27 protein-coding genes, 1 pseudogene and 1 other annotated feature are annotated in these 25730 nt (G+C 45.2%); of the genes and pseudogenes, 9 read left to right on the forward strand and 19 right to left on the reverse strand.

The window, feature by feature from the left end; all coding sequences use genetic code 11:
- Window positions 1-156 precede the first annotated feature (156 nt).
- The 8 genes from MHI37_RS22690 to MHI37_RS22725 form a co-directional block, all read right to left on the reverse strand.
- On the reverse strand, window positions 157-1614 hold the full coding sequence (locus MHI37_RS22690; RefSeq protein WP_076338000.1) for an extracellular solute-binding protein: 1458 nt from the start codon (window positions 1612-1614) through the stop codon (window positions 157-159).
- Window positions 1615-1792: 178 nt separating this feature from the next.
- Window positions 1793-2662 (reverse strand): metal ABC transporter permease, encoded by an 870-nt coding sequence (locus tag MHI37_RS22695; protein WP_076338001.1) that lies wholly within the window; start codon window positions 2660-2662, stop codon window positions 1793-1795.
- Window positions 2659-3600 carry a metal ABC transporter permease gene (locus tag MHI37_RS22700; RefSeq protein WP_076338002.1) on the reverse strand — a complete coding sequence of 314 codons (942 nt, stop codon included), beginning with the start codon at window positions 3598-3600 and terminating at the stop codon, window positions 2659-2661. Before MHI37_RS22700 ends, MHI37_RS22695 begins: the two co-directional genes overlap by 4 nt.
- Window positions 3601-3602: 2 nt before the next feature.
- Complete coding sequence (locus MHI37_RS22705) at window positions 3603-4412, reverse strand: metal ABC transporter ATP-binding protein (protein ID WP_306010680.1); 810 nt, start codon at window positions 4410-4412, stop codon at window positions 3603-3605.
- 29 nt (window positions 4413-4441) lie between these two features.
- A complete protein-coding gene (locus MHI37_RS22710) occupies window positions 4442-5401 on the reverse strand; it encodes a zinc ABC transporter substrate-binding protein (protein ID WP_076338003.1) in 960 nt (319 codons plus the stop codon).
- A gap of 378 nt (window positions 5402-5779) precedes the next feature.
- Window positions 5780-7873: a penicillin-binding transpeptidase domain-containing protein gene (locus tag MHI37_RS22715; RefSeq protein ID WP_076338004.1), complete on the reverse strand. Its 2094-nt coding sequence runs from the start codon at window positions 7871-7873 to the stop codon at window positions 5780-5782.
- Between the two features lie 48 nt (window positions 7874-7921).
- Window positions 7922-9088 carry a transglutaminase-like domain-containing protein gene (locus MHI37_RS22720; RefSeq protein ID WP_306010681.1) on the reverse strand — a complete coding sequence of 389 codons (1167 nt, stop codon included), beginning with the start codon at window positions 9086-9088 and terminating at the stop codon, window positions 7922-7924.
- Window positions 9088-9537: a hypothetical protein gene (locus MHI37_RS22725; RefSeq protein WP_083676376.1), complete on the reverse strand. Its 450-nt coding sequence runs from the start codon at window positions 9535-9537 to the stop codon at window positions 9088-9090. The genes MHI37_RS22720 and MHI37_RS22725 overlap by 1 nt, the downstream gene beginning before the upstream one ends.
- A gap of 161 nt (window positions 9538-9698) precedes the next feature.
- Between MHI37_RS22725 and MHI37_RS22730 the strand changes: the two genes are divergently transcribed.
- Together MHI37_RS22730 and MHI37_RS22735 are read left to right on the forward strand one after the other, a co-directional pair.
- Complete coding sequence (locus MHI37_RS22730; protein ID WP_076338005.1) at window positions 9699-10859, forward strand: MFS transporter; 1161 nt, start codon at window positions 9699-9701, stop codon at window positions 10857-10859.
- A 535-nt stretch (window positions 10860-11394) separates the two neighbouring features.
- Complete coding sequence (locus MHI37_RS22735; protein WP_076338006.1) at window positions 11395-11766, forward strand: toprim domain-containing protein; 372 nt, start codon at window positions 11395-11397, stop codon at window positions 11764-11766.
- Here MHI37_RS22735 and MHI37_RS22740 read toward each other — a convergent pair.
- Both MHI37_RS22740 and cyoE read right to left on the reverse strand, forming a co-directional pair.
- Window positions 11763-12368, reverse strand: coding sequence for an SCO family protein (locus tag MHI37_RS22740; RefSeq protein ID WP_076338007.1), 606 nt, complete (start codon window positions 12366-12368; stop codon window positions 11763-11765). The genes MHI37_RS22735 and MHI37_RS22740 overlap by 4 nt on opposite strands.
- A gap of 24 nt (window positions 12369-12392) precedes the next feature.
- On the reverse strand, window positions 12393-13271 hold the full coding sequence (cyoE, locus tag MHI37_RS22745; protein WP_256710595.1) for a heme o synthase: 879 nt from the start codon (window positions 13269-13271) through the stop codon (window positions 12393-12395).
- A gap of 240 nt (window positions 13272-13511) precedes the next feature.
- Here cyoE and MHI37_RS22750 point away from each other — a divergent pair, with 240 nt between their 5' ends.
- Together MHI37_RS22750 and gerQ are read left to right on the forward strand one after the other, a co-directional pair.
- The gene (locus MHI37_RS22750; RefSeq protein ID WP_076338009.1) at window positions 13512-13934 is read left to right on the forward strand and encodes a cell wall hydrolase; all 423 of its coding nucleotides are present in this window, start codon (window positions 13512-13514) and stop codon (window positions 13932-13934) included.
- A gap of 141 nt (window positions 13935-14075) precedes the next feature.
- Window positions 14076-14504, forward strand: a complete 429-nt coding sequence (gerQ, locus tag MHI37_RS22755) for a spore coat protein GerQ (protein ID WP_256710596.1) — start codon at window positions 14076-14078, stop codon at window positions 14502-14504.
- On the opposite strand, the gene MHI37_RS22760 is transcribed toward gerQ, so the two are convergent.
- Window positions 14494-14802: a hypothetical protein gene (locus MHI37_RS22760; RefSeq protein ID WP_076338011.1), complete on the reverse strand. Its 309-nt coding sequence runs from the start codon at window positions 14800-14802 to the stop codon at window positions 14494-14496. The two genes, gerQ and MHI37_RS22760, sit on opposite strands and share 11 nt — an antisense overlap.
- A gap of 88 nt (window positions 14803-14890) precedes the next feature.
- Between MHI37_RS22760 and MHI37_RS22765 the strand changes: the two genes are divergently transcribed.
- Window positions 14891-15877 carry a metal-dependent hydrolase gene (locus MHI37_RS22765; RefSeq protein ID WP_076338012.1) on the forward strand — a complete coding sequence of 329 codons (987 nt, stop codon included), beginning with the start codon at window positions 14891-14893 and terminating at the stop codon, window positions 15875-15877.
- Window positions 15878-16012: 135 nt separating this feature from the next.
- Here the strand turns inward: MHI37_RS22765 and MHI37_RS22770 are convergent, their stop codons facing one another.
- Window positions 16013-16225 (reverse strand): alpha/beta-type small acid-soluble spore protein, encoded by a 213-nt coding sequence (locus MHI37_RS22770; protein WP_076338013.1) that lies wholly within the window; start codon window positions 16223-16225, stop codon window positions 16013-16015.
- A 133-nt stretch (window positions 16226-16358) separates the two neighbouring features.
- Between MHI37_RS22770 and MHI37_RS22775 the strand changes: the two genes are divergently transcribed.
- Window positions 16359-16535, forward strand: coding sequence for a DUF5325 family protein (locus MHI37_RS22775; protein WP_179090252.1), 177 nt, complete (start codon window positions 16359-16361; stop codon window positions 16533-16535).
- A gap of 21 nt (window positions 16536-16556) precedes the next feature.
- Here MHI37_RS22775 and trpS read toward each other — a convergent pair whose 3' ends face one another.
- A complete protein-coding gene (trpS, locus tag MHI37_RS22780) occupies window positions 16557-17546 on the reverse strand; it encodes a tryptophan--tRNA ligase (protein ID WP_076338014.1) in 990 nt (329 codons plus the stop codon).
- A 74-nt stretch (window positions 17547-17620) separates the two neighbouring features.
- Window positions 17621-17885 (reverse strand) — a binding site (T-box leader).
- Between the two features lie 122 nt (window positions 17886-18007).
- Here trpS and MHI37_RS22785 point away from each other — a divergent pair.
- Together MHI37_RS22785 and MHI37_RS22790 are read left to right on the forward strand one after the other, a co-directional pair.
- Window positions 18008-19027, forward strand: a complete 1020-nt coding sequence (locus MHI37_RS22785; RefSeq protein ID WP_076338015.1) for a permease — start codon at window positions 18008-18010, stop codon at window positions 19025-19027.
- Window positions 19024-19872 (forward strand): TIGR03943 family protein, encoded by an 849-nt coding sequence (locus tag MHI37_RS22790; protein ID WP_076338016.1) that lies wholly within the window; start codon window positions 19024-19026, stop codon window positions 19870-19872. Before MHI37_RS22785 ends, MHI37_RS22790 begins: the two co-directional genes overlap by 4 nt.
- An 866-nt stretch (window positions 19873-20738) precedes the next feature.
- On the opposite strand, the pseudogene MHI37_RS22795 reads toward MHI37_RS22790, so the two are convergent.
- From MHI37_RS22795 to MHI37_RS22810, 4 genes and pseudogenes are all read right to left on the reverse strand, one after another.
- Window positions 20739-20967 (reverse strand): annotated as a pseudogene (locus MHI37_RS22795) (IS3 family transposase); the annotation flags it as partial.
- Window positions 20968-21110: 143 nt separating this feature from the next.
- Window positions 21111-21407 carry a transposase gene (locus MHI37_RS22800; protein WP_076339506.1) on the reverse strand — a complete coding sequence of 99 codons (297 nt, stop codon included), beginning with the start codon at window positions 21405-21407 and terminating at the stop codon, window positions 21111-21113.
- Window positions 21408-21468: 61 nt separating this feature from the next.
- Window positions 21469-21591, reverse strand: coding sequence for a hypothetical protein (locus MHI37_RS22805; protein ID WP_342556511.1), 123 nt, complete (start codon window positions 21589-21591; stop codon window positions 21469-21471).
- Between the two features lie 41 nt (window positions 21592-21632).
- Window positions 21633-22037, reverse strand: coding sequence for an O-methyltransferase (locus tag MHI37_RS22810; RefSeq protein WP_076339505.1), 405 nt, complete (start codon window positions 22035-22037; stop codon window positions 21633-21635).
- A 628-nt stretch (window positions 22038-22665) separates the two neighbouring features.
- On the opposite strand from MHI37_RS22810, the gene MHI37_RS22815 reads away from it, so the two are divergent.
- The gene (locus MHI37_RS22815) at window positions 22666-23931 is read left to right on the forward strand and encodes a methyl-accepting chemotaxis protein (RefSeq protein WP_083676533.1); all 1266 of its coding nucleotides are present in this window, start codon (window positions 22666-22668) and stop codon (window positions 23929-23931) included.
- Between the two features lie 72 nt (window positions 23932-24003).
- Here the strand turns inward: MHI37_RS22815 and MHI37_RS22820 are convergent, their stop codons facing one another.
- Together MHI37_RS22820 and MHI37_RS22825 are read right to left on the reverse strand one after the other, a co-directional pair.
- Window positions 24004-24813, reverse strand: coding sequence for a (2Fe-2S)-binding protein (locus MHI37_RS22820; RefSeq protein WP_076339504.1), 810 nt, complete (start codon window positions 24811-24813; stop codon window positions 24004-24006).
- A gap of 16 nt (window positions 24814-24829) precedes the next feature.
- Complete coding sequence (locus MHI37_RS22825) at window positions 24830-25714, reverse strand: fumarylacetoacetate hydrolase family protein (protein WP_076339503.1); 885 nt, start codon at window positions 25712-25714, stop codon at window positions 24830-24832.
- Between the last annotated feature and the right edge of the window lie 16 nt (window positions 25715-25730).

Below are 25730 nucleotides of genomic sequence, written 5' to 3' on the forward strand. Positions count from 1 at the left end.
TAAAAGCCATTCATTGTTGTATCTAACTAGTAAATTATTTTAGCACATTTACGTCAGATTCCAAATGAATTCACAGAGCATTTACTTTCCTATATTTTAAAAAAGAGAGCACGCCTTCGCTTGAACGCGAAGGCATGCTCCCAATTCATTTCAACCTTACCGCACTATCGTCGTTGCTGAGCCGCTCTCTACAGCTGGCGCCTCCTGAGCCGTTTCTTCTTGCTCCGGAGTAATTGGATCTTCCTTCAGCAGCATTTCTTGCCCTTTGACCTGCAAAATATCAAGCGCTTCATTAAGCGGCTGCTTATCATCCTTCACCTTCTGAAGCTCCTCCTGGGCAGCTGTCATAAATTCTCCCCAGAAAGTTTGCGGCAGCTTATCAAAATCCTTATAGCTATTAAAGGTACTAGGCTTTAAATTATAGAAGGCAGCAAAATTATGTCCCTCTACATCTGTAATATATTTGGTTCTTACTGGCAAGCCATTGTAGTTGTTGGACTTTGATTTTACTCTCGCATATTCATCACTCGTTAGATAACTAAGGAATTGCCAAGCTGTTTCCTTATTGGCTGAGTCTGCGCTAATCGCAAGTAAATTATTGAATGATGTCATATTCGATTGATCTGGATTTTGCGCTCCAACAGGCACCGTAACAAGATCCCAGTTTTTCACGACCCTATCCTTAACCTGTTCATTATTGCTCGCTTGTTTAATTTGGTTAATGTAATTGAAGTCTCCGAGGGACATCGCTAGACGCCCTGAGATAAAGGGATCTCTCAGCAAATAATCCTCATACGTTCCACCCATATTTGATTCTTGATTTTCATACATCATACTCTCGAAATAAAGCGATTTAGATGCGATTGCATCAAGCGCAGTCTGGAACACATTTTTCCATGAATCGGTGTTTATCGTCAGCAGCTTCTGCGAAGCATTCACATAGCTAATGCCATCCGCAGATGCAAGTGTGTTTGCCAAATCAAATAGTTCCTCGCTATAGCCCATTTTCAAACCGTATACGCGTTCTTTCGGTTCTCCTTCTGTAGGGAAGCGACGAGCCAGCTGCAGCGTTTCATTCCAGCTCATTCGATCGGTTGGATACTCAATTTGGTACTTATCAAATAAATCCTTGTTGTAATACATCACTTGACTGTAGTAGCTTGGCGTCATGCCATACAGCCTTCCTCCGCCGAGCTCTCTTAAATAATCAAGCATACCTGGAACTAATCCCTCTGTGTCATACTTCTCCTTCTCTATGACCACATCAAGATCATAGAGCTTGCCGTCAAGTGCCATTTGTTTAAATTGATCGGCGCTCAGCATAAGAATATCAGGCTGTTCCTCTTCGATGAACTTTGCAAAAGCAGCTTCATAATCATCATTTTGTCCTGAGTAGAGGCTTTGCGTGTTTACAACCTCAATCTCAACATTTGGATATAACGCTGAGAAAAGCATTCCATATTCTTGGAAGAAAGAGCCCTCATCGTAATACATCACCCTCAGCGATGACGGTTGATTTTTGTCTGTCCCCTTATTGTCTCCTCCAAAGCTGCAGCCGGATACTACTAAAGCAGTGACAACAATCGGTATAATAAGCTTAAACCAAACTTTCATTTCTGTTTCCCTCTCCCCATTTTTTCTAGTATGTACCAAATATAAAACGTATTTAACCAGCTAAAGGTTGCAAATATTTCTCATTAATTTATCAATTTTTGTATATTGGCAACAAAAAAGAAAGCATCCGACAATCGAATGCTTTCTTTATTTGAAGAAAATTCATTTACATCTGAGGTTAGGCAAGCTTTCTGATTCGAAGCTTTTTTATAATAATGCCGTGAGAAGGAGAGAACAGAAAAGCAATGATGAACAGCAGCAATGCCGCGCAAACCATACAGCCTGCGATTGATGCATCCAGCAAAACAGCCGCTCCATAGCCGATAAATGTACTCATAATGCCGATGAGCACACTCCAAGCGATCATAATTCCGAGCCGATCCGTCAACAAGTATGCCGTTGAGGCGGGAATAATCAGCATTCCTACAACGAGAATTGCACCTACGCTCTCAAAGGAGCTGACCGTCGCCATGGATACAAGACCCATCAATAAATAATGGAAAAAAGCAACTGGTATGCCGATAGCTGCCGCTAGCGCCGGATCGAATGCACAAAGCTTAAATTGCTTGTAGAACAAACCAATTACCGTTGTAATAACGAGCAGCGTTACACCGAGCAGCCACACCGCCTTCGGTCCCATATTCACGCCGCCCAGCTCCCAAATATTCCAGTGAACATAAGCGATTTCACCATATAAAATCGCATCCTGGTCCAAATGCACCTGACGCGCATATAAGCTGACCAATACTACGCCTATCGCGAAAAGAGCCGTAAACACAACTCCGATCGAAGCGTCCGATTGAATACCGCTTTGCTGAAACATCTGAATAAGAAACGTCGTAAGCAAGCCGAATACTAGTGCTGCAAACATCATCAGCAGAGAATCGCGCGAACCGCTGAGCAGAAACGCGATAACGATGCCCGGCATAACGGAATGGCTGATAGCATCGCCAATCATAGCCATCTTGCGAAGGACGAGAAATACACCAAGTACGCCGCAGCAGCTAGCTACGAGCGCGCCTGTTAGCAATATCCAAAAACCACTCATAAGGCCGCCTCCTTCTTCGCTGTGCTCTCCATATGAAGCTCGTTTTCGCGGTGGAAGCGCTGCTTAACGGTTTTGCGCAGCAGCCGTTTCGCAATGATGCCACGCTGCGGGCCAAATAATATGGAAAAACAGAACATCAGAGTAGCCGCAAGCACTGTGACTGGGCCTGTTGGCAGATTCGAGACCGATGCACTTATCCATGTGCCTGCTGCGCCGCTGATTGCCCCGAATAAGCCTGACAATATAACCATTAGTCCCAATCGGTTCGTCCAGTACCTAGCTGATACGGCCGGTGTAATGAGCAGCGCTGCTACAAGCACAACGCCTACCGCTTGGATGCCCGCTACGACAGCAACTACAACTAATAACATCATTAATTGCTCTAGGAAAGCTACGGGATAACCGAGCCCCCTTGCAAAGCCCGGATCAAACGCGATAATTTTGAATTGCTTAAAGAGCAGTGTACATATCGTTATTAGCGATACGCATACGATCGTCATCGTAATGACGTCAGAAGCGATCATCGAAGCTGCTTGCCCAAACATGAACTTATCCAGACCGGCCTGATTGCCGTAGCTGCCATGTTGGATTAACGTAAGGAGCACGATCCCTAGACCAAAAAATCCAGAGAGCACAATTCCCATCGCTGCATCCTGCTTGAGCTTCGAGTTTCGAGTAATATAACCAATTCCGAATGTTGCGATAATTCCGGCTATGCCTGCGCCAATTAGAAAAATCCCAATTGATTTTACTCCTGTAAGCATAAATGCGATGCAAATTCCTGGTAAAGCTGCATGCGCCAATGTGTCTCCCATTAAGCTTTGCTTCCTGAGATAGGAGAAGCAGCCGATGACGCCGCTGCTAAGCCCAAGCAGCGTACAGCCAAGAAATATCCATTGCATATTAGGATCAGCCAGCATGGACCAAATTTGCTCCATTGTCACTCATCCTTTCCGTCTAGCGATGACCGGGAATGCAGGCTGCGATCTAGGAAGGCAAGTCTGCCGCCATAGGTATGCTGCAGCAGCCCCTGTGTAAAGATTTGTTCAGTGGGGCCGAAGCCTTGAACCTCTACATTCAGCAGCAGCACAGAATCAAAATAATCCTGAACGGTCGCAAGATCATGATGGACGACAATAACCGTTTTCCCCTGCAGCTTCAGCTCCTGCAGCAGCGTGATGATCGCCTTTTCTGTCGCAGCATCAACGCCTGCGAAGGGCTCATCCATAAAGTACAGCTTCGCATCCTGAGCCAGCGCTCGTGCCAGGAAGACACGCTGCTGCTGTCCTCCTGAGAGCTGACTGATCTGTCTTCCTGCGTAATCAGCCATGCCAACCTTGCTTAGACACTCCAGCGCGAGCGCCTTATCCTTTGCCGATGGACGGCGAAACCATCCAAGATGCCCATAGCGTCCCATAAGTACAACATCCAGCGCATTTGTTGGAAAATCCCAATCGACGGATTCCCGCTGCGGCACGTAGCCAATCATTCTGCGCTGCTGTTTATAAGGCTTTCCGTATACGAGCACCTCTCCGCTAATGCTCGGTATAAGCCCGAGCGCTGCCTTCATCAAGGTCGATTTGCCAGCGCCATTCGGACCGATTACGCCGATCAGCTCTCCTTCGGTTACTTCAAAGGACACATTTTTCAGCACTGGCTTCTTCTGATAGGCAACACTTAATCCTGTTATGCTCAGCGGAGCTATCGTCTTCGTATTCGGTTTGACTTCTGTATGAATCTGACTCATCATTATCACTCGCTTTCCTTGCCATTGTTATGCTATTTCAAAGCGGCTACAATCGTATCCACATTATGTCTAACCATACCGATATAAGTTCCTTCTACCGTTCCTGCATCACCCATAGCATCGGAGAAGAGCTCTCCGCCAATTTTCACCTCATGCCCTAATTGGCGCGCACCTTCGATGACCGATTCAATCGATTTTTTTGGAACGCTGGATTCGATAAATACCGCTTTTATTTTTTTCTCAACGAGGTAGTCACGCAGCTTGCTAACATCCTTTGAGCCATATTCAGACATCGTATTCATGCCTTGTAAACCCGTGACAGTCAACCCGTATGCTTCGCCAAAATATCCGAAAGCATCATGAGCCGTTACGAGAATGCGGCTTTCCTCAGGAATTAGCGCGATTTGCTCCCTCGCATAAGTATCCAGCTCTTCAAGCTGCTTGATATAGGCTGCTGCATTCTCCTTGTAATAATCAGCATGGGAAGCATCCTTCTCGATTAATGTATCGCGAATGACTTCTGCCGTAGAAATCCAGAGCTTCACGTTAAACCATATATGCGGGTCATGCATGCCTTCCCCTTGCCCTGGAGCCGAATGCAGCTGGTCCTCTGTCAAATACTTCGATACAGCAACCGTTGGCTTCCGCTTCTCCAGCGACTCAAACATCTCAGCCATTTTGCCTTCCAGATGCAAGCCGTTGTAAAAAATAATATCGGCGTTATCAAGCTTCTTCACATCGCCTTGTGAGGCTTTATACAAATGGGGATCAATTCCCGCTCCCATCAGCCCACTAACCTCTACATACTCGCCGCCTACTTGCTGTGCCACATCTGTAATCATTCCTGTCGTCGCCGTAATGTTCAGCTTTCCACTCTCACCAGTTTCCGTTTGCTGTCCGCAGGCCGATGACATCACTGCCGTTATCACTAGAAATACAATCGTCAAAATGAATCTTTTAAATGCTGAATTCGTCTTATACCCTTTACGCATAAATAAAACCTCCTACATCCTTGTTATTTTTAATATGCATGATTATTTGCCCTTATGAATCTTAGTTTGCCTAAAGCCTTTTTTTTTATAATACACAAAAATGTTTCACTAGTGCAACTTTTATTTTTGAGGCAGCTGCCTCAACTGGAAAAAGAAGGAGGGATTGTCCGTTATTAATCAAGGGAGGAGTGCGCTTATTGGGCCAATTAGTGGCGGGTGCGGTCATTCAGGAGCGCATAAGAACACATAGAATAGACGCTATGTCCTCGTACCATAAAATGCATAAATAAAAAGAAACCAATCCTTGGTGAAGTGATAGTGGCTAACAACCATTTCACCAAAGGAGAGGTTTCTTTTATTGGCTTGCTATTAATCGTCTTATTCCGTCGTACCTATCGCTGTATCCACCTCGTCGGCAGTATTCCCCGCGGATTGATCAGCTGTGTTTGGCTCATTAGTCTCTGTTGTTTTCTTCTTCGGCACGCCATACAAACCGACCTCTTGGTCGTAGGCATCGAATATTTTTCTTGCGATTGGCGATGCTCCGTAACTCCCGAAACCGCCATCAGGTATAACGACAGCCACAGCAAGCTTAGGCTTGTCAGCAGGCGCATAAGCGATAAAGACCGCATTCTCGGCGGTACGCTTTGCAACTTCCTGCTCAGAGGTTCCCGTCTTCCTCATGTACGTGTAGTCCACACCTTCAAAGCCCTGTGAGCTAACCTTGGACATACCCGTTTCAATTTCCTTCCAATATTCCGCAGGGAACTCAACCTCGTTCAAAATTTCAGGAGTGAAGCCTTGAATTACATTCCCATCCGTATCCTTAATTTCGTTAACGAACTGCGGCTTCATGCGCTTGCCGTGATTAGCGAGCATTGCTGTATATTGCGCAAGCTGAAGCGTCGTATAGCGACCCTGCTGACCAAATGAAGCGAGAACCAGAGCTGCTTGCGCACTAAACCTTTCAGCCGAGTCAAAATAATCAATGATCCCTTTGGACTCCCCAAACAGACCACTTCCGGTTAATACACCTAATCCAAATTGCTTGACATAATCGTCCCAAATCTCGACGCTGCTCTTGCCGTTAACCGATCCACGCATATAGAGCTTATTCCCTACCCATTCCGCCATAAACGGATTGGAGGAGTGTTCAATCGCCTTGGCTCCATCGATGCTGCCGTAAACATGACGCTGAGAGTTCCGAACGAAGGTCTCATAACCTTTTTTACCATAGCTGAAAACACCGGTATCATTGTAATAGCTGTTCGTATTAAACAATTTCTCATTCAAGCCAATAAGCACGGTTAACGGCTTCATCGTTGAACCGAGATATACGATCGAGGAAGGATGCTTTTTCCGTTCCTCCTCTGAATCATATTTTCCGTATACGCTGCGGATTGTCCCGTTCTCGAGCACATTAGAGAAATTTTCGTAATCATCCGCGCTAATCCGGCCTCCGGCCCAAATGTTCGGATCGTAATCCGGCATACTTGCCATGGCAACGATTTTTCCGGTATCTACTTCCATTGCGACAGCAAAGCCCGTTTTGGCATATTCCGCCCGTTCATATTTATTGGATGATGTCGATATTTTTTTCAATTGATCCATAATTGCTTCTTCTGTTGTCAATTGTACGTTCTTGTTAATCGTCAGATAAATGTCAGATCCTTTTTTCGGATTTGTGATTTGCATCGGACCAATAATGCGCTCAGCATTGTTTACGGGGTAGGTTTTGAGACCATTCGTACCGCGCAGCACATCCTGGTACATATACTCTAAACCGTCCATCCCTACATCCTCTTCGTCCAAATATTGAAGAGTTTCGTCCTTTTCCGTCGTTTTTTCCTTGTAAAAGTCCACCGTTTCACGAACGCCCTTATACTTCTTCAAATAGCCTACCAGCTGCACGGCAATCGAATCTGTACTGTAATTACGGACGCTCTCCTCCATGATGTCAATGCCCTTGAAGGAAGTCTGGTTTTCCATAAAATAAGCAATTTCGTTATTGGTCAGCCCCGATTTGATGCGCCGTGGGGTCGAAATATTGTTTCGCCTGAAATCAAGGTCCATTTGGCGAATAATATCTTCCTCCGTCATTGCTTTTTCCGGATCACCAAATTTCGTGAACACCTCCAGCAGCTTCGCGGCCATTTCCCTAGCGTTCTGTTTCGCATTCTCCAGCTTAGCCTCTGGCTGTATGCTGAAGTACAGCGATTGTGTAGAGGTTGAATACGCAATTGGATGTCCTGTAGCATCATAGATATTTCCCCGTATAGGAGGAATTTTATCGTTTCTCGTGCTCTTCTCGATACCTTCTGCGCTAAGCATCGGACCTTCCACGAACTGCAATATCGCTAACCGAACGATCAAAACGCTAAATAAAGCGAACGTAATAAAGAAAAATAAATTCAATCGAAACGAAAAATGACGCCGATTTATGATTTCCCGCTTTTGCGGATCATCCTGCATGTTGAATCACCTCATATTCATTAAATAAGTTAACGTCAGCCAGCCGAATTACGCTTCGCGAATATGCGTATCATCGAATGCCGGCGGATTAAACCAATCTCCAGCGTTTGCCCATGTAGCATCAAGCGGAACCCAGCCTTCAGCTCCCTCTCCGATTTGCACTTCATTCCACGCATGCGGGCCATAGCCGCCTTGCCCATCCGCTCCCATGCCAGTTACAACTCGCACTTCAAGTCCTGCTGATCTAGCCATCACAGCGTATAAACGTGCTATATCTATACATACGCCATTCCGCGTATCAAATGTCTCGGGCGGTGTTTGTTCCTTCCAAATGCCCTGCTCCTCATAATTGCGAGCTTTGTCGTAGTCATAAGCAATTCTTGTTCCCAGCCAATCATAAAGTCTGCGCGCCTTATCTTCATTCGTCTGCGCATCCTTCGTTACATAAAGGGCTGCCTGCTCAATTTCAGCAGGGATGGCATAATCAATAATTTCGTATTTGCGTTGTAAAATTTGCTTAAACTGTGCTTCGACCGCTTGGGTCAGCACGGGCCCTTGCCCTTTCAGGACATCGCCTGCAACCGGACTCAGCCACTCCGCTGCTTGATTATAAATCTGCGACTCGGATATTTTGTCGACATACCATCCATTAGGCATAAGCGACACATAGACAAACAGCAGAGCTACGAATACGAAAGACCGCCCGGCGCCATGCAAAGCGCCAATTATCGATCCTAGTGCGCGGCTTGCGCTCCGCTTCCCCTTGAGGCCGTCAGCAGGCTCTTCCCTGCCGCTGCGTAGCAGACTTTCAACGGAGCGCTCAATTAGCGGCTCAACCAAAGCTGCTGCTGCGCGCAGCAGCAAATAACCGAATATAAATAAAACCCCATAACGAAGCAGTGCGAAATCACGTAGGCTTGTGAGCAGTGTGAACCATCCCTGCTCTAGACCGCTTAGCTCACGCAGCGGCACTCTGACGCGTTTAATCAGCCACTCCGCTACAACAGGCGATAATCGATTCGCAAGCTGTGCTGCCAGCACCAAACAGACGACAATGACTACACCTTCCCAAACAAAAAAGAAAAGACGCCTCGCGGAACTCGATGCGCCTCTCCTTATCCCCTGTATAAGAGAGCCAAGCAGCAAGAGAAGCACAATAATCGCAACAGGCTCCAGCTTGTTAACATGTTGTTGAACCCAGCTCATCATAAGCATTACCCGTTCTTCTTCGCTTGGTCGATTACGGTTTGTATCGTACTGTCAATCTCCCACTTGCCAAGCTGGGTGCCTCGAAAGGATACAGCCACCTCGTTATCGCCAGGTTTGCCGGAAAGCTCAACATTTCTGGTTTTGACTGTAAAGGTACCATCTGCATTCGTTACGAAGGTAGCATCCTTCGCTTCGCCTACCATTGCATTGATAGCTTCCTGCTTAACCGTATCAGCAACCTTCGTGCCGATCTGCTTCAGATCATCCATGCTGTAGCCGCTGTACACAACCAGACCGATTACGATGACGGCAACGATTGCCCATTTCAACACGGTCTTCACAATGCGTACGATAATAAACAACACGATAAGCGCGATAACGAGTACGAGCCAATGTTCTTTAAAGAAGGCTGTCCATGTGTCCAGATCATAAGTCGAAAAATTTAAAAATTCCAAGCGTGATCCCCTCCATTATACCTCGTACAATATCCCATTACAAAATATTATAACCTATGAAATATGAGGCGTAAACGCTTGCCTGTTTTTATACAGACATATCCTGTCCCATTTAGACGTACAAGTATATAAGATTGTAATTGGCAAGGAGGGGCCGCCCTTTGAAAACCGCGGTTTGGCTTTATTTATTTTTATTTATCGCTTTTTTTGATCTGCATGCGCAATACCCGATTTTAACGCCCTTCGCTATCTCATTAGGAGCAGCGCCGTCCTTTATTGGACTAATGATGGGCATGTACTCCATCACGCATTTGCCTGGCAATCTTATTGCAGGCTTTAGCGTCGACCGCTACGGCAGCCGATTTTTTATCGTATTCAGCCTCCTGGCAGCGGGTGTGGTGCTGCTGTTCCAGTCGCATGTTACAAATCCTTGGCAGCTTCTTCTGCTAAGATCGATCAGCGGCTTCGTGCTTGCTTTTCTATCCCCAGCTTGCCTTGCGTTGCTTGCCAAAATGACAAGCGACCGCACCGAGCAAGGAAAGCTTATGGCAGGCAACGGTCTCGTCCACACACTCGCGAGCGTTGTCTCACCAGCAGCAGGCGCCTATCTTGTTGCCAAGATCGGGTTTGCGACCGCCTTTACGCTGCTTGGCTGGATTTTAATTGTAACATCTGTCTGCGCGATCTTTTTCATCAAGGACATCCGGGCGAATGCAGAGCAAAGCAAGTCGATGTCTAAGCTGGAAAAAAAGGAAAAGCTGCCGCTTGAGCAAGCTGTTCCTATCCCGTGGCTCGTCTATATGCTGCCTGTCGCGCTTAGCTGTGCACAAGGCATTTTATCGTTCGAACTTCCGCTAATGGCCAAAACGCAAGAAGCGATGATGACGACAGGGCTGCTATTCTCCGTAGTCAGCATAGGAGCGCTTGTCACCCTAAGCATGCTGTTCTTAAACCGCGTTTCCGCATATCAGCGGACGTTATGGGGCTCACTAGTTCTTGCGATCATTTACTTTGGCATTGCCTCAAATTTCCCTGCACCGCTCATGGTTATGCTGCTATTTGTCGGGATGGCCAAAGGGGTTATTTTACCGGCATTATCCATTCTGCTCATTGAGCTCAGCGGCGGGGCGCGTTATGGCCGCACTTTCTCTGTGCTTTCCATTGCCTTTTCCGTCGGCGCTTTCATTGGACCTATGGCAGCTGGCCAATTGCGCGACCATGTGTCGCCATACTACATAGCTTTTATCGCGCTAATGATCGCTGTTACCTTTCTGCCCCTGCATACTTGGAAGCGACATTCCTCCCGCACCCATTTTTCATAAAGCTGGGTAGAAGCACAGGGCGAATGGCATCCCGTTACATAGATTACACAATGGCAAATGACTAGCCACGGGCAATCAAGCATTAGCGGCTATCGCCCAAACCTGCTCTAGTGGCTGGCAGCGCTTTGTTGGAAAAGAAAAGGGGTGACTCCATAAATGTCTGGAAATGTAAGTTCTGTAAATGAAAGCTGTGGACACAATGGCTCCAATCATATCGGCATTATTCTCGTGTTGTTTATTTTACTCGTAATTATTGCATGCACCTGCTTATACTAGTATCTAAGAAGAAACTTATACTTTCCTATATTTCATGAAGCCTGCTGAGCGCAGGCTTTTTTTCTTGAAATATAGGAAAGTATATCATTTGGCCATACTTTCTCTATATTTCTCCTGAATGAAACGCGCCACCGCCATAAGGACGGCGATAGCCATTTCACCTTGCATACTCTATCGGTAAAATAAGAATTTAGTGGTACACTAGCCTTATAAGGCAGCATGCTGCCTTCCACATTTCCCTGTACCCGAGGTGACAGCCATGGATATTGCTATTATTGTTGAAGGAAAAAACGATAAATCAAGACTAAGACGCGTGCTGCACGAAGAAGTGCCCATCTATTGTACCTTTGGCACTCCAGGCTCTGATCAGCTCGAGAAGCTGCGCAGGCAGATCGGGCATCAGCAGGCCTATATTTTTACGGATAATGATTCCTCCGGCAAAAGAATTCGTTTTCTGCTTCGCGACATGTTTCCAGATGCCGAGCATATTTATACCCGCAAAGGTTACGCTGGAGTAGAAAATACGCCCGAGGAATATTTAATTGAGCAATTAGAAAAAGCGGGCCTCGATGCGCATATTAAGTATGCTGCGCAGAGTCCCGCTTCCATTTGGAGCAAAGATGAATTTTAAAGCACTGACTTCAAGTCAGCTACAATTTCTTCAGCCGTTAATTCTTCCTTGCTGCCGTTGATCCATTTGCGAATTTGGCCATCCGCGTCCACGATGGTGATGACATTCATATGTGTAAACGAGCCATCCTCATTTTTAATGACAGCTACCCCGAAATCTCTAGCCAGCTGAAGCGAAGTTTCCTCATCTCCGCGGAGAAAGCGCCAGCTGCTCGTATCAGCGAAGTTCCGCTTAGCAAAGGCCCGAATCACGTCAGGCGTATCTTTCACGGGATCAAACGTAATGGAAATAAGCTCCGCCTCTGTGCCAAGCTTACCCTCCGCTGCAAGCTGCTCTTGCACTTGCGATAAGAGGAAGGTGGTTGGCGGACATACATCCGGACAGTTGGCAAAGTAGAAATACACGATCCGTGCCTTGCCGTTCGTCGAGGCTAGAGATACGTCTTGACCATCAATATCTGTTAATTCGAAAGCTGGAGCAGCCATCTCAATCGGAAGCGTCTGCTTCGGCTGCATGCCGTATGTTATAAATAAATAAATGCCCATAGCTGCGCAAAGCGCCAGAACTGCTATCTTGAAGCTATGCTTCTTCACAAACGCCACGTTAGTCACTCCTTAAGATTGTAATTATGATCCTGTCGTGTTTAGAATCATAACGATAAAAATAACCATCAAATAATTAACCGAGATAAGAAAGTTTGTTTTCGCCCATTTTTCGGTATCCTTGGCGCTGGTCCCGCGCAACGTATGAATGAGCCATACGAGTCCGCCTACAACGGAAATAATTAAGAAAAAGATACCTACATATCCATAAGTATAAAATAAAATAACGGTCGGCAGAAGCAGCAAAATGTAAGGAATCATTTGCAGCTTAGTCCGTTTAATCCCTTTAACGACAGGCAGCAGCGGAAAACCAGCCTCCCTGTATTCCTCTACCCTGCGAATCGCAAGCGACCAGAAGTGAGCCGGCTGCCATAGGAAGAGCATTGCAAACAACAGCCATGCGCCTGCATCAACCTCATTCGTAACGGCACAGTAGCCGATTACTGGCGGCATTGCGCCAGAGATTCCGCCTACTGAAGTGCTCCACGTAGACGTCCGTTTAAGCCAAAACGTGTAGATAACGATATAAACGAACCAACCAAGCAGCCCCAGCCAACCGGATAACGGATTGACCAGCGTAAATAAGATAAGAAGCCCTGCGACTCCCAGAATAATACCATAGGCTAGAACGGTTCCCGGCTTCATTCGACCAGTTGGCAGCGCACGGTTTTTCGTTCGCTCCATTTTCAAATCAAGCTCTCGATCCCAATAATTATTAACGACAGTTGCCGACGCTATCGTCAAGGTTGAGCCGATAAGTGTCCATATGAGCAGCATGAAGTTAACATCCCATTTAGAAGCAACCAAAAAACCGCCCAATGCAGCAAACACATTAAGTCGAAGCAGCCCTGGTTTAGTCAAAGCAATTAAGTCTTTCAACACGAAGCGAGCCTCCCGAGTTATGCGACAAGACGCTTAGTGCGTCTATCATCCATTGATGAATCGTTTCTAATCATACCGAAAAAAGTATGCCATGACAATGTTCGACGATTTTGTTCATCATTTTGCCACTCAAATTGTGACAAATCATTTAGTAACCATTTGGCTGGGCGCCGAGTACAATAGCTATGTAGTTTGGTGCCTAGGCCTATTGGAGCATCAAACCGTTCTATAGTATGCGAAGGGATGTGAACCATCTAGTCTATGGCAGTCATTAAAACAAACTCCGAGAACACGAAAATGCTGGCTCGACTCATGCGTGCAGAAGCCGAAGGCGAGGGCGAGCTCGGGATGCTTATGGTAGGCAATGTTGGTGTGAACCGCGTGCGTGGAAATTGCTTGGACTTTCGCAATATAAGATCCATACCTGACATGGTGTATCAAAGCCCAGGCGGCTTCGAGGCCATCACCAAGAGCTATTTTTACCAGAGTGCACGCGATAAAGACATACGTTTAGCGCAACGGGTCATCAACGGAGAGCGTCAGCATCCCGCATCAAATGCACTGTGGTTTTTCCGTCCGGCAGGCAGCTGCCCGAATACGTGGTATGACCAGGCTAATAGCGGAAGATATAAAGCGCACTGCTTCTTCATTCCGACATCTGGAGATTGTCCTACCGTTTATTAAAAAAATTTCTAAAGTGTGAAAGCGAGGAATTTCAACATGTCTAACGGTTATGGATTCAAAAACCAAGTTAGTCCAGCAAATACAGCTCCATATCAAGGGTACGGCTATGGTGGATATGGCGGTTACCCTCAACAAATGGGCATGCAGCAGCCGCAAGCAACTGCATTTCCTGCCCAAGCTATGCAAATGGCACCTCCTGCTGTACCTAGCGGAGCTTTTGTCACACCTGCAGGAGGCAATATCGTTACACTTCCCGCCATTGAGGAATCCTATGTTGAAAACATACTGCGCCTTAATCGCGGTAAAATGGCGACCTTCTATATGACCTATGAGAACAATAGGGAATGGAACGCCAAAATTTTCAAAGGCGTCATTGAAGCAGCTGGACGTGATCACATCGTTATTAGTGATCCTTCAACGGGTATGCGTTACTTACTTTTGACGCTGAATCTTGACTATGTGACCTTCGATGGACCAATCGCATACGAATATCCGTTTCATGGCAGCGTAGTGAGCTCCTCAACTCCGCTAGGAACAGCTACGTTAGGCACCGCTAATTCTAGTCGCTAATTGCAGTCTGAACGTTTAAATGAGCAGGTTTAAACGTCCAGATGTGCATTTTTGCAGCTCCTCCAACAATCCATTCCGATACTTTGAACCAAGAGGAACGCTCATTGCAGCGTTCCTCTTTCAGTTGCTCCGCTTGCTCAAGGCTTGACGCATTCCACACCTCCACGAACAAGCCCGGTTGATCCGTTCCTTCATATAATTGCACATCCTGTACACCTGCTAGAAGCTCGCTTGTATAATTAAGATAGGTCTCCCGCCACTCGGCGGCTATGCGGTACTCAGCAAAACAAATAAACATTACCTTCAGTCTCCTTTTGCTTGTATTGATAAAGTTCCCCTTGTTCGTCGATACTAATCCTAATCATTTGGATAGGGGAGATTTCGACATGGATACAGGCACACATCTCGTTATGGGCATAGGCTTAGCTGGACTCGCAGCCATTGATCCTGTTGTTGCAGCGGATCAATCCATTCAAACAGCCGTACTGCTTGGTACAGTAATCGGCTCGCAAGCGCCTGATTTGGACGGTCTGCTTCGTTTAAAAGGAAATGCTGTTTATATTCGCAATCATCGCGGTATTTCTCATTCCTTGCCGGCTATTGCCATATGGACCGTATTGATTACCGGCATTTTGCAATTGTTTTACCGTGGAGGCTTGCCTTGGCTCCATGTTGGAGGCTGGGTGCTGCTCGCCGTCTGCGTGCATGTCTTTACCGATCTGTTTAATACGTATGGCACGCAAGCGATGCGGCCCTTTACAGACAAGTGGATATCATGGAATATTATTCACATCTTTGATCCCATTATATTTACGACACACATCATTGCTATTTTACTGTGGGCGGGCGGCTTAGTAAATCCCGCATTCTTATTTCCGATTATGTATTTGTTTTTAGCTATTTATTTCGTTTGGCGAACATTGACTGCCAGAAGTACAGTTCATCGGATGAAGAAGCTCGATTCGGAATACGAAGAGGGTGACAAATACATCGCTATACCAACGATCTCCTTATCGATCTGGAATATTGTCAAGCAGGCGAAAGCAGGCGGCTTCGTGATCGGTAATTTACGCAGCAGCTCCTTAACCTGGCTAGACCGGGTGCAATGCTCTGATCATCCCGCGGTTGCGATGTCAAAAAACGATCCCGCTATCCGCTCCTTTTTGTATTTCACCAGCTTTGCTTGCGCGGACGTACGCGAGCATCCATTCGGCTATGAGGTAAGATGGTGCGACGTACGATATCGTCATCGCAAGCAATATCCATTCGTAGGCGTGCTCCTGATGAATAAGAAATATGAAACCATTGGCTCATATGTCGGATGGCTCAGTGATGAGCGATTAATGAAGAGATTGCGTATGGATACTTATTAATATTGACGCGGGAAAGCCCTTTGGAGCAAAATAAGAGGGGCTTTCTTTTTTACGTATGCTAAAATAATAAAAAGACATGCAAAGAAGCCCAAGTTAAGTCTTGGGCTTCAATTCATCATTGTGTATTAGTTGCAATTAACGGGAGCCGCCAGATAGTTGTTGCTCAGCAATTTGGACTAGCTTTTTCGTAATGTAACCACCAAGGGAACCTGCATCACGCGTCGAAACATTACCGTAGTAGCCATCTTGAGGGATTTGTACGCCGAGCTCTTGCGCTGCCTCAAGTTTCAGTTGCTGTATAGCTTGGTTAGCTTGTGGTACAACAAGTTGACCGCTTCTTCCTGCCATAATGTATTTCTCCTTTCGTCCTCTGCACTTTGATGTGAGTTGCAAGCTTGCAAACTTATTATGTGCACCCTTGGAGAAACTATTCTTAAATCTTTAAAAATATATTGACGATTTGTTAAGGAGAGAAAACACCATGTCCAAACCGCTTTCGTTATTTTTCTCGGTGCTTGCCATTCTATTTATGAGTGCGATGTCTGTCTCCATAAGTCATAGTGGCTGGCTGGTATTGCTATTCGGAGTGCTCTGTCTCTTAACTATCGGAGCAGGGTTTATTGTTAAGGCACGCATGCGCAGAAAAAAACAAGGCTGACGCATAGCGTCAGCCTTGGAATTAATCGCGAGGTGCAAGAAAGCCCATCAGCTCTTTCACGTCTGCTAAAGTACGATCCGCAATAACGGAAGCGCGCTCCCCACCCTGCTTCAAAATTTGATTTATTTCGCCGGAGCTGCGAATTTCATTATACCGTGCCTGCAATGGTTCAATAACCGCAACAACATGCTCTGCCAGACCCTTCTTAAACGGACCGTAGCCTTGCCCCTCATATCGAGCCTCAATTTCATCAATCGTCATATTAGCGCAATGCGAATAGATGCTCATCAGGTTGCTAACTTCCGGTTTATTAGCCGGATCATATTTCACCTCGCGATCAGAATCGGTCGTCGCACGGCTAATTTTTTTGCGAATGACATCTGGGGAATCAAGCAGAAAAATAGAGCTGCCGACATTCGGATTGCTCTTGCTCATTTTTTTGCTTGCATCATCCAATGACATAATTCTGGCGCCTACCTTTGGAATATATGGCTCTGGAATGGTGAAATATTTGCCAAACCTTGTATTAAAACGATGTGCAAGATCACGTGTCAGCTCCATATGCTGCTTCTGATCGTCGCCCACAGGCACAAGATCAGCATTATAGATGAGGATATCGGCAGCCATCAGTGTTGGATATACGAACAAGCCCGCGCCAACCGATTCCTTCCCAGACGATTTATCCTTAAACTGAGTCATTCTCTCCAGCTCGCCCATATTCGCAAGCGTCGTTAACAACCATCCAAGCTCGGCATGCGCCCGCACATGCGATTGAACGAATACATTTGCTTTAAGAGGATCAATTCCTGCCGCTATAAATAATGCCGCTACCGCCTCTGTCTGCTCACGAAGTGCCGCCGGCTCCTGCGGAACCGAAATCGCATGCAGATCCACAATCATAAAAAAACATTCCTCTGTATGCTGCAGCTTTACGAAGTTTTGCATCGCGCCTATATAGTTTCCTAGTGTAAGCTGACCGCTTGGCTGAATGCCGGAAAGTACCTTTTTCATTCCACTTCTACCCCTTTTCGTTGTGAATTCGAAAATTATTTCTTACCAGAAAAAAACGCAAAAAATCCCCCGCCGCAAGGGACGAGGGACCGTGGTGCCACCCTAATTCGCTTATGGTACGCTTCTCTTCAGAAATAAGCGCATAAAAAACCCACAAGCCTTATTGCTCCATAACGGGGAACTGCCGTACAAACATCTTCGACAGCAGCATGAGCTGTCAGTTTCCGAAAGTATGCTCTGGGCCCCATTCCGCATCGATGCTTGCACCGGTTCGCACCATCCACCGGCTCTCTGTATGCAAAAACAATCGAGCTTACTTATTCCCATCATCGCATTTAAAATGATTATACCTTTGTGAATCATAAAGTCAAGCGAATAAATAGTTGTCCTATTGTAGTAAGGCCAAGCATAAGCTATACTCATAATCGTAATCATTACAATAAAAGAAAGGAAATTAATTCATGCTGAAATTTCTGCTTCGTTTTGGTACGCCCTTGCTTGGTCTAGGTTGTCTGATCATGCTTGTACTAATCGCAACCAATCGAGAGCTGCCTGTTTATCTTTTCAACGCGGCTAATATGCAGTCCTTCAAGATATTGTTCATAAGTATTATATTAGAAGCATTTCCGTTCATTTTGCTAGGTGTTCTATTCTCCGCTCTGCTTCAAGTATTCGTGACGGATGATATGATTCGCAAGTTTACTCCCAAAAACCCCATCGCGGGAGTTCTATTTGGAGCGTTGCTTGGACTGTTATTTCCACTATGTGAATGTGGGATGATTCCCGTCGTTCGTCGTCTTATACGCAAAGGTATGCCTGCTTACATAGGAATTGTTTATCTTTTAGCTGGGCCGATTGTGAATCCTATTGTGTATGCGTCAACGTTTACAGCTTTCCGAACAACGCCTGCGATGGCTTACTCCCGTATGGGACTAGCCTTTGCTGTTTCTGTAGTCGTTGGGTTTCTGCTTTATAAATTCATGCACAGCAGTCCACTCAAAGCAACCGCAGTTGTAAATCATGCACATCACGGCCATACGCATAGTCATGAGCATGATTTGAATGGCAAAGGCTTTCGAGGCCGCGTTGCCTCCATTCTGTCTCACGCTTCAGATGAGTTTTTTGAAATGGGCAAATATTTGATTTTTGGCGCATTATTAACTGCCGTTATCCAAACGGTTATTGACCGCAGCACACTTGCTGCTTTTGCTGACCAGCCTTTATTCTCTTACGTATTTATGATGGGCTTTGCTTTTATTCTGTCGATCTGCTCAACATCCGATGCTTTTATTGCTTCATCGTTTAGCGGGATATTTGATTTCGGGCCGCTGCTTGCTTTTCTCGTATTCGGACCTATGATCGATCTAAAAAATACACTTATGCTGCTATCCACCTTTCGCGTTAAGTTTGTACTCATACTCATTGCTTTAACTGCTGTATTAACTCTAATTGGAGCCTGGTTAACGGAGGTACTGCTATGACCCACCATCTGATAAGAGCCGCGATTTTAACCGGCTTTGCAATGTTTATCGTTTATTTGGACCATACTGGCGAAATGATGCTTTATATCGCTCCTCGAATGGAGCTATATGTGAAGCTATCCGCGCTGGGACTTCATGCTGCTGCTGTATATCAAATCTATGCTGCCCTCCAGAAGCGTTTGGGAAGAGCGGCGCCTAGCTGCGATTGCGAGCATGAACCCTCTCCCTCTATTTTCAAAAACATCATTATTTATGGGTTGTTCGTATTCCCGCTGCTGCTCGGTTTTCTTGTGCCCACTGGAACGCTTGGCAGCGCACTCGCTTCCAAAAAAGGAGTCAGTCTCTCAGGCATCGAAGGAGTTGAACGTGCTCCTGCAACGAGCACTAAGGACAATTCGCTTGACAGCTTGTTTCCTTACGATGAATATACCGAAGCACATGCCGCTTATGGCAAGCAGCTTTATACGCAGCCGACGATCTCGGTACCGGAGGTACAATTTATTGAAACATTAACTACATTAGACTTATATCGAGAAGCTTTCATCGGCAAGCAGGTCGAAATTACTGGATTTGTATATCGAGAGGAAGATATGGGCAAGGAACGTTTTGCAGTAAGCCGTTTCGCTATGAACTGCTGCTCTGCTGATGCGCTGCCTTATGGACTGATGATCATTTGGCCAAAGGCAATGGATTACGTGGAGGATGAGTGGATATCAGTCAAGGGCAGCTTCACGACCTCAACCTATTTGGATAACGAAATTATAACGCTGGAGGCCCTTAAAGTGGAGCGGATCAAAGCACCAGAATCTCCTTACGTATATCCTGATTTTGACTTTGGTCTTTAAATGAGGCTGCCCATATAATCATTGATCAATGGGGATAAGCCCTTATGAGATGAATTTAGTGGCGGGAAATAGGCATTCGGGCGCGTTAAGAACGCATAGGTGCTTATGGCAGCAAAACAGCTTACGTTCTTGAGTGATAAGCACCTATGTGTGCTTATTGGGTCTAATTAGTGGCGGGAAATGGGCATTCGGGCGCGTTAAGAACGCATAGGTGCTTATGGCAGCAAAACAGCTTACGTTCTTGAGTGATAAGCACTTATGTGTGCTTATTGGGTCTAATTAGTGGCGGGAAATGGGCATTCGGGCGTGTTAAGAACACATAGGTGCTTATGGCAGCAAAACAGCTTACGTTCTTGAGTGATAAGCACCTATGTGTGCTTATTGGGTCTAATTAGTGGCGGGCTACGGGCATTCGGGCGCGTTAAGAACGCATAGGTGCTTATGGCAGCAAAACAGCTTACGTTCTTGAGTGATAAGCACCTATATGTGCTTATTGGGTCTAATTAGTGGCGTGAAAAGGGCATTCGGGCGCGTTAAGAACACATAGGTGCTTATGGCAGCAAAACAGCTTACGTTCTTGAGTGATAAGCACCTATGTGTGCTTATTGGGTCTAATTAGTGGCGTGAAAAGGGCATTCGGGCGCGTTAAGAACGCATAGGTGCTTATGGCAGCAAAACAGCTTACGTTCTTGAGCGATAAGCACCTATGTGTGCTTATTGGGTCTAATTAGTGGCGGGAAATGGGCATTCGGGCGTGTTAAGAACACATAGGTGCTTATGGCTGCAAAACAGCTTACGTTCTTGAGTGATAAGCACTTATTTGGACTTAACCCTCTGTCAAGAAAGTAGACACTAAATAAGAGTATTTAGCTAATCTTTTTGTAGTACATTTCCTCAAAACGGACGGGCGATTCGTAGCCTAAAGAACCATGGATTCTCTTTCGGTTGTACAAGTGTTCAATGTACTCAAACAGCTCTTGTTACGCTTGGGCTTTTGTTTTGAAACGCGTATAGTAAAAACTCTTTCTTCAGCACGCTGTGGAACGACTCGATGCAGGCGTTATTGTAACAATTGCCTTTCCGGCTCATGATCGCTCCCATACGGTATTCCTAAGAGGCACACGATTTCCTTTTCCTTCTCCTGCAGCCATTTGTAGTAACCACTCCGTGATACATCAAGTAAGTTACACATCTTCTCCGGTTGAAACTCGGGCGATGATCTTCGACAAACTGGAACCTTATTTCCTTTCTTTGCTGAAGAAGTGCATGGCCTTTTTTAGAATCGCGATCTCTTCTTTAAGATCCTCAATCTCGGTGGCCTGCTCCTCAATTCTATGGTCTTTTTGACGGATGGCTTCACGATCGACTAATGGTTCATTTTCAAACTTACGATGTTTCGCTAACCATTGATGTAACGTTTCCGCTGGAATGTTTAGTTCTTCTGCTATCTGCGGCACACTCTTTGTCTGCTCTTGAATGTACTGGACGGTCTTTTCTTTAAACTCATCACTATACTGTTGTCTGCTCTCACCCATACTAGACACCTCTTCCTCTTTGTTATTTATTATCTGCCTACTCTTATGAAGTGTCCACTTTTTATTCTAGCTGCAATGGGTGCTTAATGTCATAAAGCAGCAGGCGGCGTTTCTTGTGCTCAAGATCAAAAAAGAAAAACAGCTGAGCAGATATAGCTATTCTGCTCAGCTGTTTTTGCTGCATTCATTCTTTCCTTCAAATCGGGATGCTTCTTATGTATAGGTTCAATGAGAATCCCATAAATCATTTCTTTTCGGATAATAGCGTGAATTCCAGTTTGCCATATTATAATTTGATTCGAACAAAACGCTTGCAGACCACGAATTTGCACTGGATCGAACAGAGAAATCATACAAAATTTCGCCATGCGTCCAATCTTTACGATATTTCAGCGATTCAATTGCCAATTGCTTAAAGGCTTGCACCTGCAGAGCAGTCAATCCCTTATCCATACTCTCAAGCTTCCCGTTTTTGCTTTCAATGGGATGATGCTTTACCCCAAATTTTCCTACCGCGTTATTTCTGATGTTAATTAACACAGTACCTGCCGTTGCATTAGTCAATTCACCCTCAAGCTGTCGAAACACAAACTCCACTTGACGAGCGAGCGAAACAGAATCCATTTGCATACTAATTATCCTCCTTTATGATTTTATAGGCGTTAGTTACCACGTATGACTTAAGGCATATTATATAGTTCTTTTCTATCATTTTCAACAATTAATTTAAAAATATTTTATCATTCGACATATTTATTTAGATTATTTTAAATATAATTACTTTTATAACCATATTTAAATAAATGTATATGCATTCCCGAAAATAAAAATGAATCTTTCGGAGAGGAAATACAATCCTAGTAATAGTTATGACAAGGTGAACCAACTGTCGCCGTCCTTTAAAGGCAAAACTCGTTTCGCAGTGATATATAAGTTGAACTTAAAAAATGATCTTCTCGCGCAGCGACCAAAACGTAAATGTGTAGTTCAACTTATATATTAATAATTCCTACTTTTGACTCATTATAACTAATCAAAAATATACGAAAGATCGATGTAATATTTTAAACGAAACTTTATCTCTTTAACGGTAATGGTATCATTTTCTAATTATGGCTACACCGAAAACGTCTTTAGTATTTTCCGAAACGCCGCTTGCGCCCATTATTTTTATTAATATTTACAAATCGACAATTATAGACCAATTTCGCATCAGATGCTATAATGTGGATATTCTATTAAAAGGAGCGCTTACATAATGATCCAATGGTACTATTCTCTTTCTGTACGAAATAAGCTATTGATCACTTCTTATCTTAATTTAGCGGTGATTGCTCTCATTATGCTTATTATTTTATCCGTATCTGGTGGCTCTCTCACTGCTGGTATTATTGTAATTATCATTATGGCAATCGTGACGCTTCCGCTTGTTTCCTTTATCGAGAGAGCGATAAACACCTCCTTTGATGAAGTAAAAGGAACAGCGCTTCGTATTGCAAAAGGCGACTTTACTCAAAAGATTGATACCAGCAACTCTTCGGCTTTAGGCGAACTTGGCCACTCCTTTAACAGCATGATCGATAAGCTCCGTGACATTCTAACAGAAACGACGAATATCATCCGGCATGTCTCCGATACCAGTCACAGCATTTTTGACAAAAACAACAATATTAAAATGGCTATGGAGCAGGTTGCTGCCAGTGCTACTGAGCTTGCAACAGGGGCAAATGAAATTTCCGAGGATGTATCGGAGATGAGCGAGTCGATTACTGAAATTGAAGAAAAGGTATCCGACTATGCTAACTCAACGAAAGAGATGAACACTCGCTCCGAGCAAACCCTTCAGCTCGTAGACAAAGGAATGAGGGCGCTCGATGTTCAAGCTGATGGAATGCGCCGAAACGTTGAGGCAACAGCGCTAGTATCTGCAACCATCGAAGAGCTTGCCCGCAAGGCGCAGGGAATAAGCGCCATTACAACAACAATTTCCGACATCGCTGAACAAACAAATTTATTATCGCTTAACGCCTCGATTGAAGCAGCTAGAGCTGGCGAACATGGCAGAGGCTTCGCGGTCGTAGCACAAGAGGTACGCAAGCTTGCTGAGGAATCCAGTGCTTCCACTAAGCAGGTATTCAATTTGGTGAAGAGTATCGATGAAGGAATCAAACAAGCAATTCGCGATATGAAAACCAATGAAGAGGTCGTTAATATTCAGACAGAGCATATTAAAGAATCAGAGGTTGTATTTGCAGATATTGTTCAAAGCGTTCAATTCATTACAGATAAAATATATGTTTTCTCTCAAGAGAGCGATGTTATGCTCGAGAGCGCTCGCAAAATTTCTGGAGCGATCCAAAACATATCCGCTATTACACAGCAATCCGCCGCCGGCACTGAGCAGGTATCCGCCTCCATGAACGAGCAAATCGCTTCGGTTCAAGCAGTCGTTGAGGAAACCGAGCGCATGCGCACAATGGCAGGTCAGCTTCTCAAAACAATCAGCGTATTCAAAATGAAATAAAAAATAAAAGACCGTCATTTTCGCTTGAATTAAGCGATCGTGACGGTCTTTTTTTGCATTCATTTCAACTAGCTATACTGGGTTCTTTTCCCGGTATTCTGCGCGGCGGCTTTCACGCTCAGACTCTTTAATTCTCGGACATGTGAAACAATAATCAGCGCCTTCGATTAAATAATACAAGCAGCAGGCTGACTTCATTCGAACCTGCTTATCTGAGCAAGCGATTGATTCTATCATTCTAAATTTTATGTTGAATGGATTTTTGCTTCTTCCAAAAACTGTCCCATCGAGCGATTTCACCAGCGCATACGTTTGAGCAGCCCTTTGCTTCACCTGTTCGCCTTCATCGGAGCTCATTAGGGAATCATAGCCATATTGCAATGTGCCCGGAAGCTGGCTCCATAGCATTCCAACCTGCAGCGTACCAACCTTCGCAATCGTCTCAAATACCGGCCTGAGCGTCTGAGTAAAGAATCGGCTAAGCATTTCCTCGGCCCATTCAGCATACTCCTCCTCTAGCTCAGGGCCCTTCGTTGGCTCTAAATTTTCCATCAGGAAGCTGACCGTATAATATTCATATCCATTATAGGACGCTTTATAAAGCTGCAAAGTTAAATTGCCAAGTGATACATCCGGAACCTTATTCCAAGCAGAGATCGTATACATCAATCCGAGCATCGGTCCTCGAAACCAGCTCGTCATATAAGCTTCACCAACGGAAGATTCCAAACCTTTAATTAAAGGCGTATATAAGTCCAATAGCTGTTTTACTTTGTTCTCGTCTAATAAATCTACAGCAGGACAGCTAAATACAACATCTTCCTGCTTATTGACCGTTAGACTATAGCTGCTCTCCAGCAGCTTAAGCATATTCTCATTCATCACTGTATTCGCCCTCTCATGCCATCGTGACGATTAACTCGCCCAAACGCTCAATTTGAACGGCAACGACATCTCCAGATTTCAAAAATACGCGCTGTTCTTTAGGATAGCCGATAACGACGCCCTCAGGTGTTCCTGTCAAAATAATATCGCCGGGCACAAGCGTCATATGCTTGGATATGTAGCTTACGATCGAGCGGCATGAGAAAATCATATCTGCTGTATTGGAATGCTGCTTCTGTACGCCGTTTACGCTGCATGAAATGGCAAGCGAGTCAGGATCATTGATCTCATCCGCGGTAACAATAAATGGGCCGATCGGAGCAAAGCCATCACAGCTTTTGCCAAGCATCCACTGGGATGTGCGGCGCTGTAAATTCCGTGCAGATAAATCATTCGCACAGCTGTAGCCAAACACATAATCCAGCGCAGCTTCTTCTTCAACATTTTTGGCGGGTTTTCCTATAATAATAGCAAGCTCCGCTTCGTAATCAACCTCAGCGCTCGTAAGCGGAAGCTCGACAGTCCCACCATGCCCAGCAAGTGCGTTCGCAAATTTATTAAACAAAATAGGTGAAGTTGGAATTTCTGCCTTCGTCTCCTCCGCATGCTTGCGATAATTCAAGCCCACACAAATAATTTTTTGCGGACTAGAAACGACAGGCGCAAAAGAGATCGTTGACTCATTGTAAATATATGCTGGACTCGGTGTTTCCAATGCCGCCTTTATTACAGCTTCCAGCTGTGTTCTAGCCTCAGTGCCGCCGCCGATAACCGCATCAATCGATTGTGGAGCTGTAAGTCCAAGCGCCTGCGATGCAGCCTGAATATCGATAATACCATCCTCGGCTTTGATGCCTAGCTTTACTTGATTCGCATGTATGAATTGCAGCAGCTTCATATCATAATCTCCTTTG

The organism is Paenibacillus sp. FSL H8-0548, from assembly GCF_038630985.1.
Lineage (GTDB): Bacteria > Bacillota > Bacilli > Paenibacillales > Paenibacillaceae > Pristimantibacillus.

What these genes read in the sequence shown, in the direction of transcription:
- MHI37_RS22805 (WP_342556511.1), bottom strand. Translation starts at nt 21,591, where the DNA reads ATGCAGCAAAAACAGCTGAGCAGAATAGCTATATCTGCTCAGCTGTTT.
- MHI37_RS22820 (WP_076339504.1), bottom strand. Translation starts at nt 24,813, where the DNA reads ATGAATGAGAATATGCTTAAGCTGCTGGAGAGCAGCTATAGTCTAACG.
- MHI37_RS22690 (WP_076338000.1), bottom strand. Translation starts at nt 1,614, where the DNA reads ATGAAAGTTTGGTTTAAGCTTATTATACCGATTGTTGTCACTGCTTTA.
- MHI37_RS22700 (WP_076338002.1), bottom strand. Translation starts at nt 3,600, where the DNA reads ATGGAGCAAATTTGGTCCATGCTGGCTGATCCTAATATGCAATGGATA.
- trpS (WP_076338014.1), bottom strand. Translation starts at nt 17,546, where the DNA reads ATGAAAAAGGTACTTTCCGGCATTCAGCCAAGCGGTCAGCTTACACTA.
- gerQ (WP_256710596.1), top strand. Translation starts at nt 14,076, where the DNA reads ATGCAGCAGCCGCAAGCAACTGCATTTCCTGCCCAAGCTATGCAAATG.
- MHI37_RS22815 (WP_083676533.1), top strand. Translation starts at nt 22,666, where the DNA reads ATGATCCAATGGTACTATTCTCTTTCTGTACGAAATAAGCTATTGATC.
- MHI37_RS22695 (WP_076338001.1), bottom strand. Translation starts at nt 2,662, where the DNA reads ATGAGTGGTTTTTGGATATTGCTAACAGGCGCGCTCGTAGCTAGCTGC.
- MHI37_RS22785 (WP_076338015.1), top strand. Translation starts at nt 18,008, where the DNA reads ATGCTGAAATTTCTGCTTCGTTTTGGTACGCCCTTGCTTGGTCTAGGT.
- MHI37_RS22750 (WP_076338009.1), top strand. Translation starts at nt 13,512, where the DNA reads ATGGCAGTCATTAAAACAAACTCCGAGAACACGAAAATGCTGGCTCGA.
- MHI37_RS22715 (WP_076338004.1), bottom strand. Translation starts at nt 7,873, where the DNA reads ATGCAGGATGATCCGCAAAAGCGGGAAATCATAAATCGGCGTCATTTT.
- MHI37_RS22720 (WP_306010681.1), bottom strand. Translation starts at nt 9,088, where the DNA reads ATGCTTATGATGAGCTGGGTTCAACAACATGTTAACAAGCTGGAGCCT.
- MHI37_RS22775 (WP_179090252.1), top strand. Translation starts at nt 16,359, where the DNA reads ATGTCCAAACCGCTTTCGTTATTTTTCTCGGTGCTTGCCATTCTATTT.
- MHI37_RS22710 (WP_076338003.1), bottom strand. Translation starts at nt 5,401, where the DNA reads ATGCGTAAAGGGTATAAGACGAATTCAGCATTTAAAAGATTCATTTTG.
- MHI37_RS22790 (WP_076338016.1), top strand. Translation starts at nt 19,024, where the DNA reads ATGACCCACCATCTGATAAGAGCCGCGATTTTAACCGGCTTTGCAATG.
- MHI37_RS22810 (WP_076339505.1), bottom strand. Translation starts at nt 22,037, where the DNA reads ATGCAAATGGATTCTGTTTCGCTCGCTCGTCAAGTGGAGTTTGTGTTT.
- MHI37_RS22825 (WP_076339503.1), bottom strand. Translation starts at nt 25,714, where the DNA reads ATGAAGCTGCTGCAATTCATACATGCGAATCAAGTAAAGCTAGGCATC.
- MHI37_RS22735 (WP_076338006.1), top strand. Translation starts at nt 11,395, where the DNA reads ATGGATATTGCTATTATTGTTGAAGGAAAAAACGATAAATCAAGACTA.
- MHI37_RS22705 (WP_306010680.1), bottom strand. Translation starts at nt 4,412, where the DNA reads ATGATGAGTCAGATTCATACAGAAGTCAAACCGAATACGAAGACGATA.
- MHI37_RS22770 (WP_076338013.1), bottom strand. Translation starts at nt 16,225, where the DNA reads ATGGCAGGAAGAAGCGGTCAACTTGTTGTACCACAAGCTAACCAAGCT.
- MHI37_RS22760 (WP_076338011.1), bottom strand. Translation starts at nt 14,802, where the DNA reads ATGTTTATTTGTTTTGCTGAGTACCGCATAGCCGCCGAGTGGCGGGAG.
- MHI37_RS22800 (WP_076339506.1), bottom strand. Translation starts at nt 21,407, where the DNA reads ATGGGTGAGAGCAGACAACAGTATAGTGATGAGTTTAAAGAAAAGACC.
- MHI37_RS22765 (WP_076338012.1), top strand. Translation starts at nt 14,891, where the DNA reads ATGGATACAGGCACACATCTCGTTATGGGCATAGGCTTAGCTGGACTC.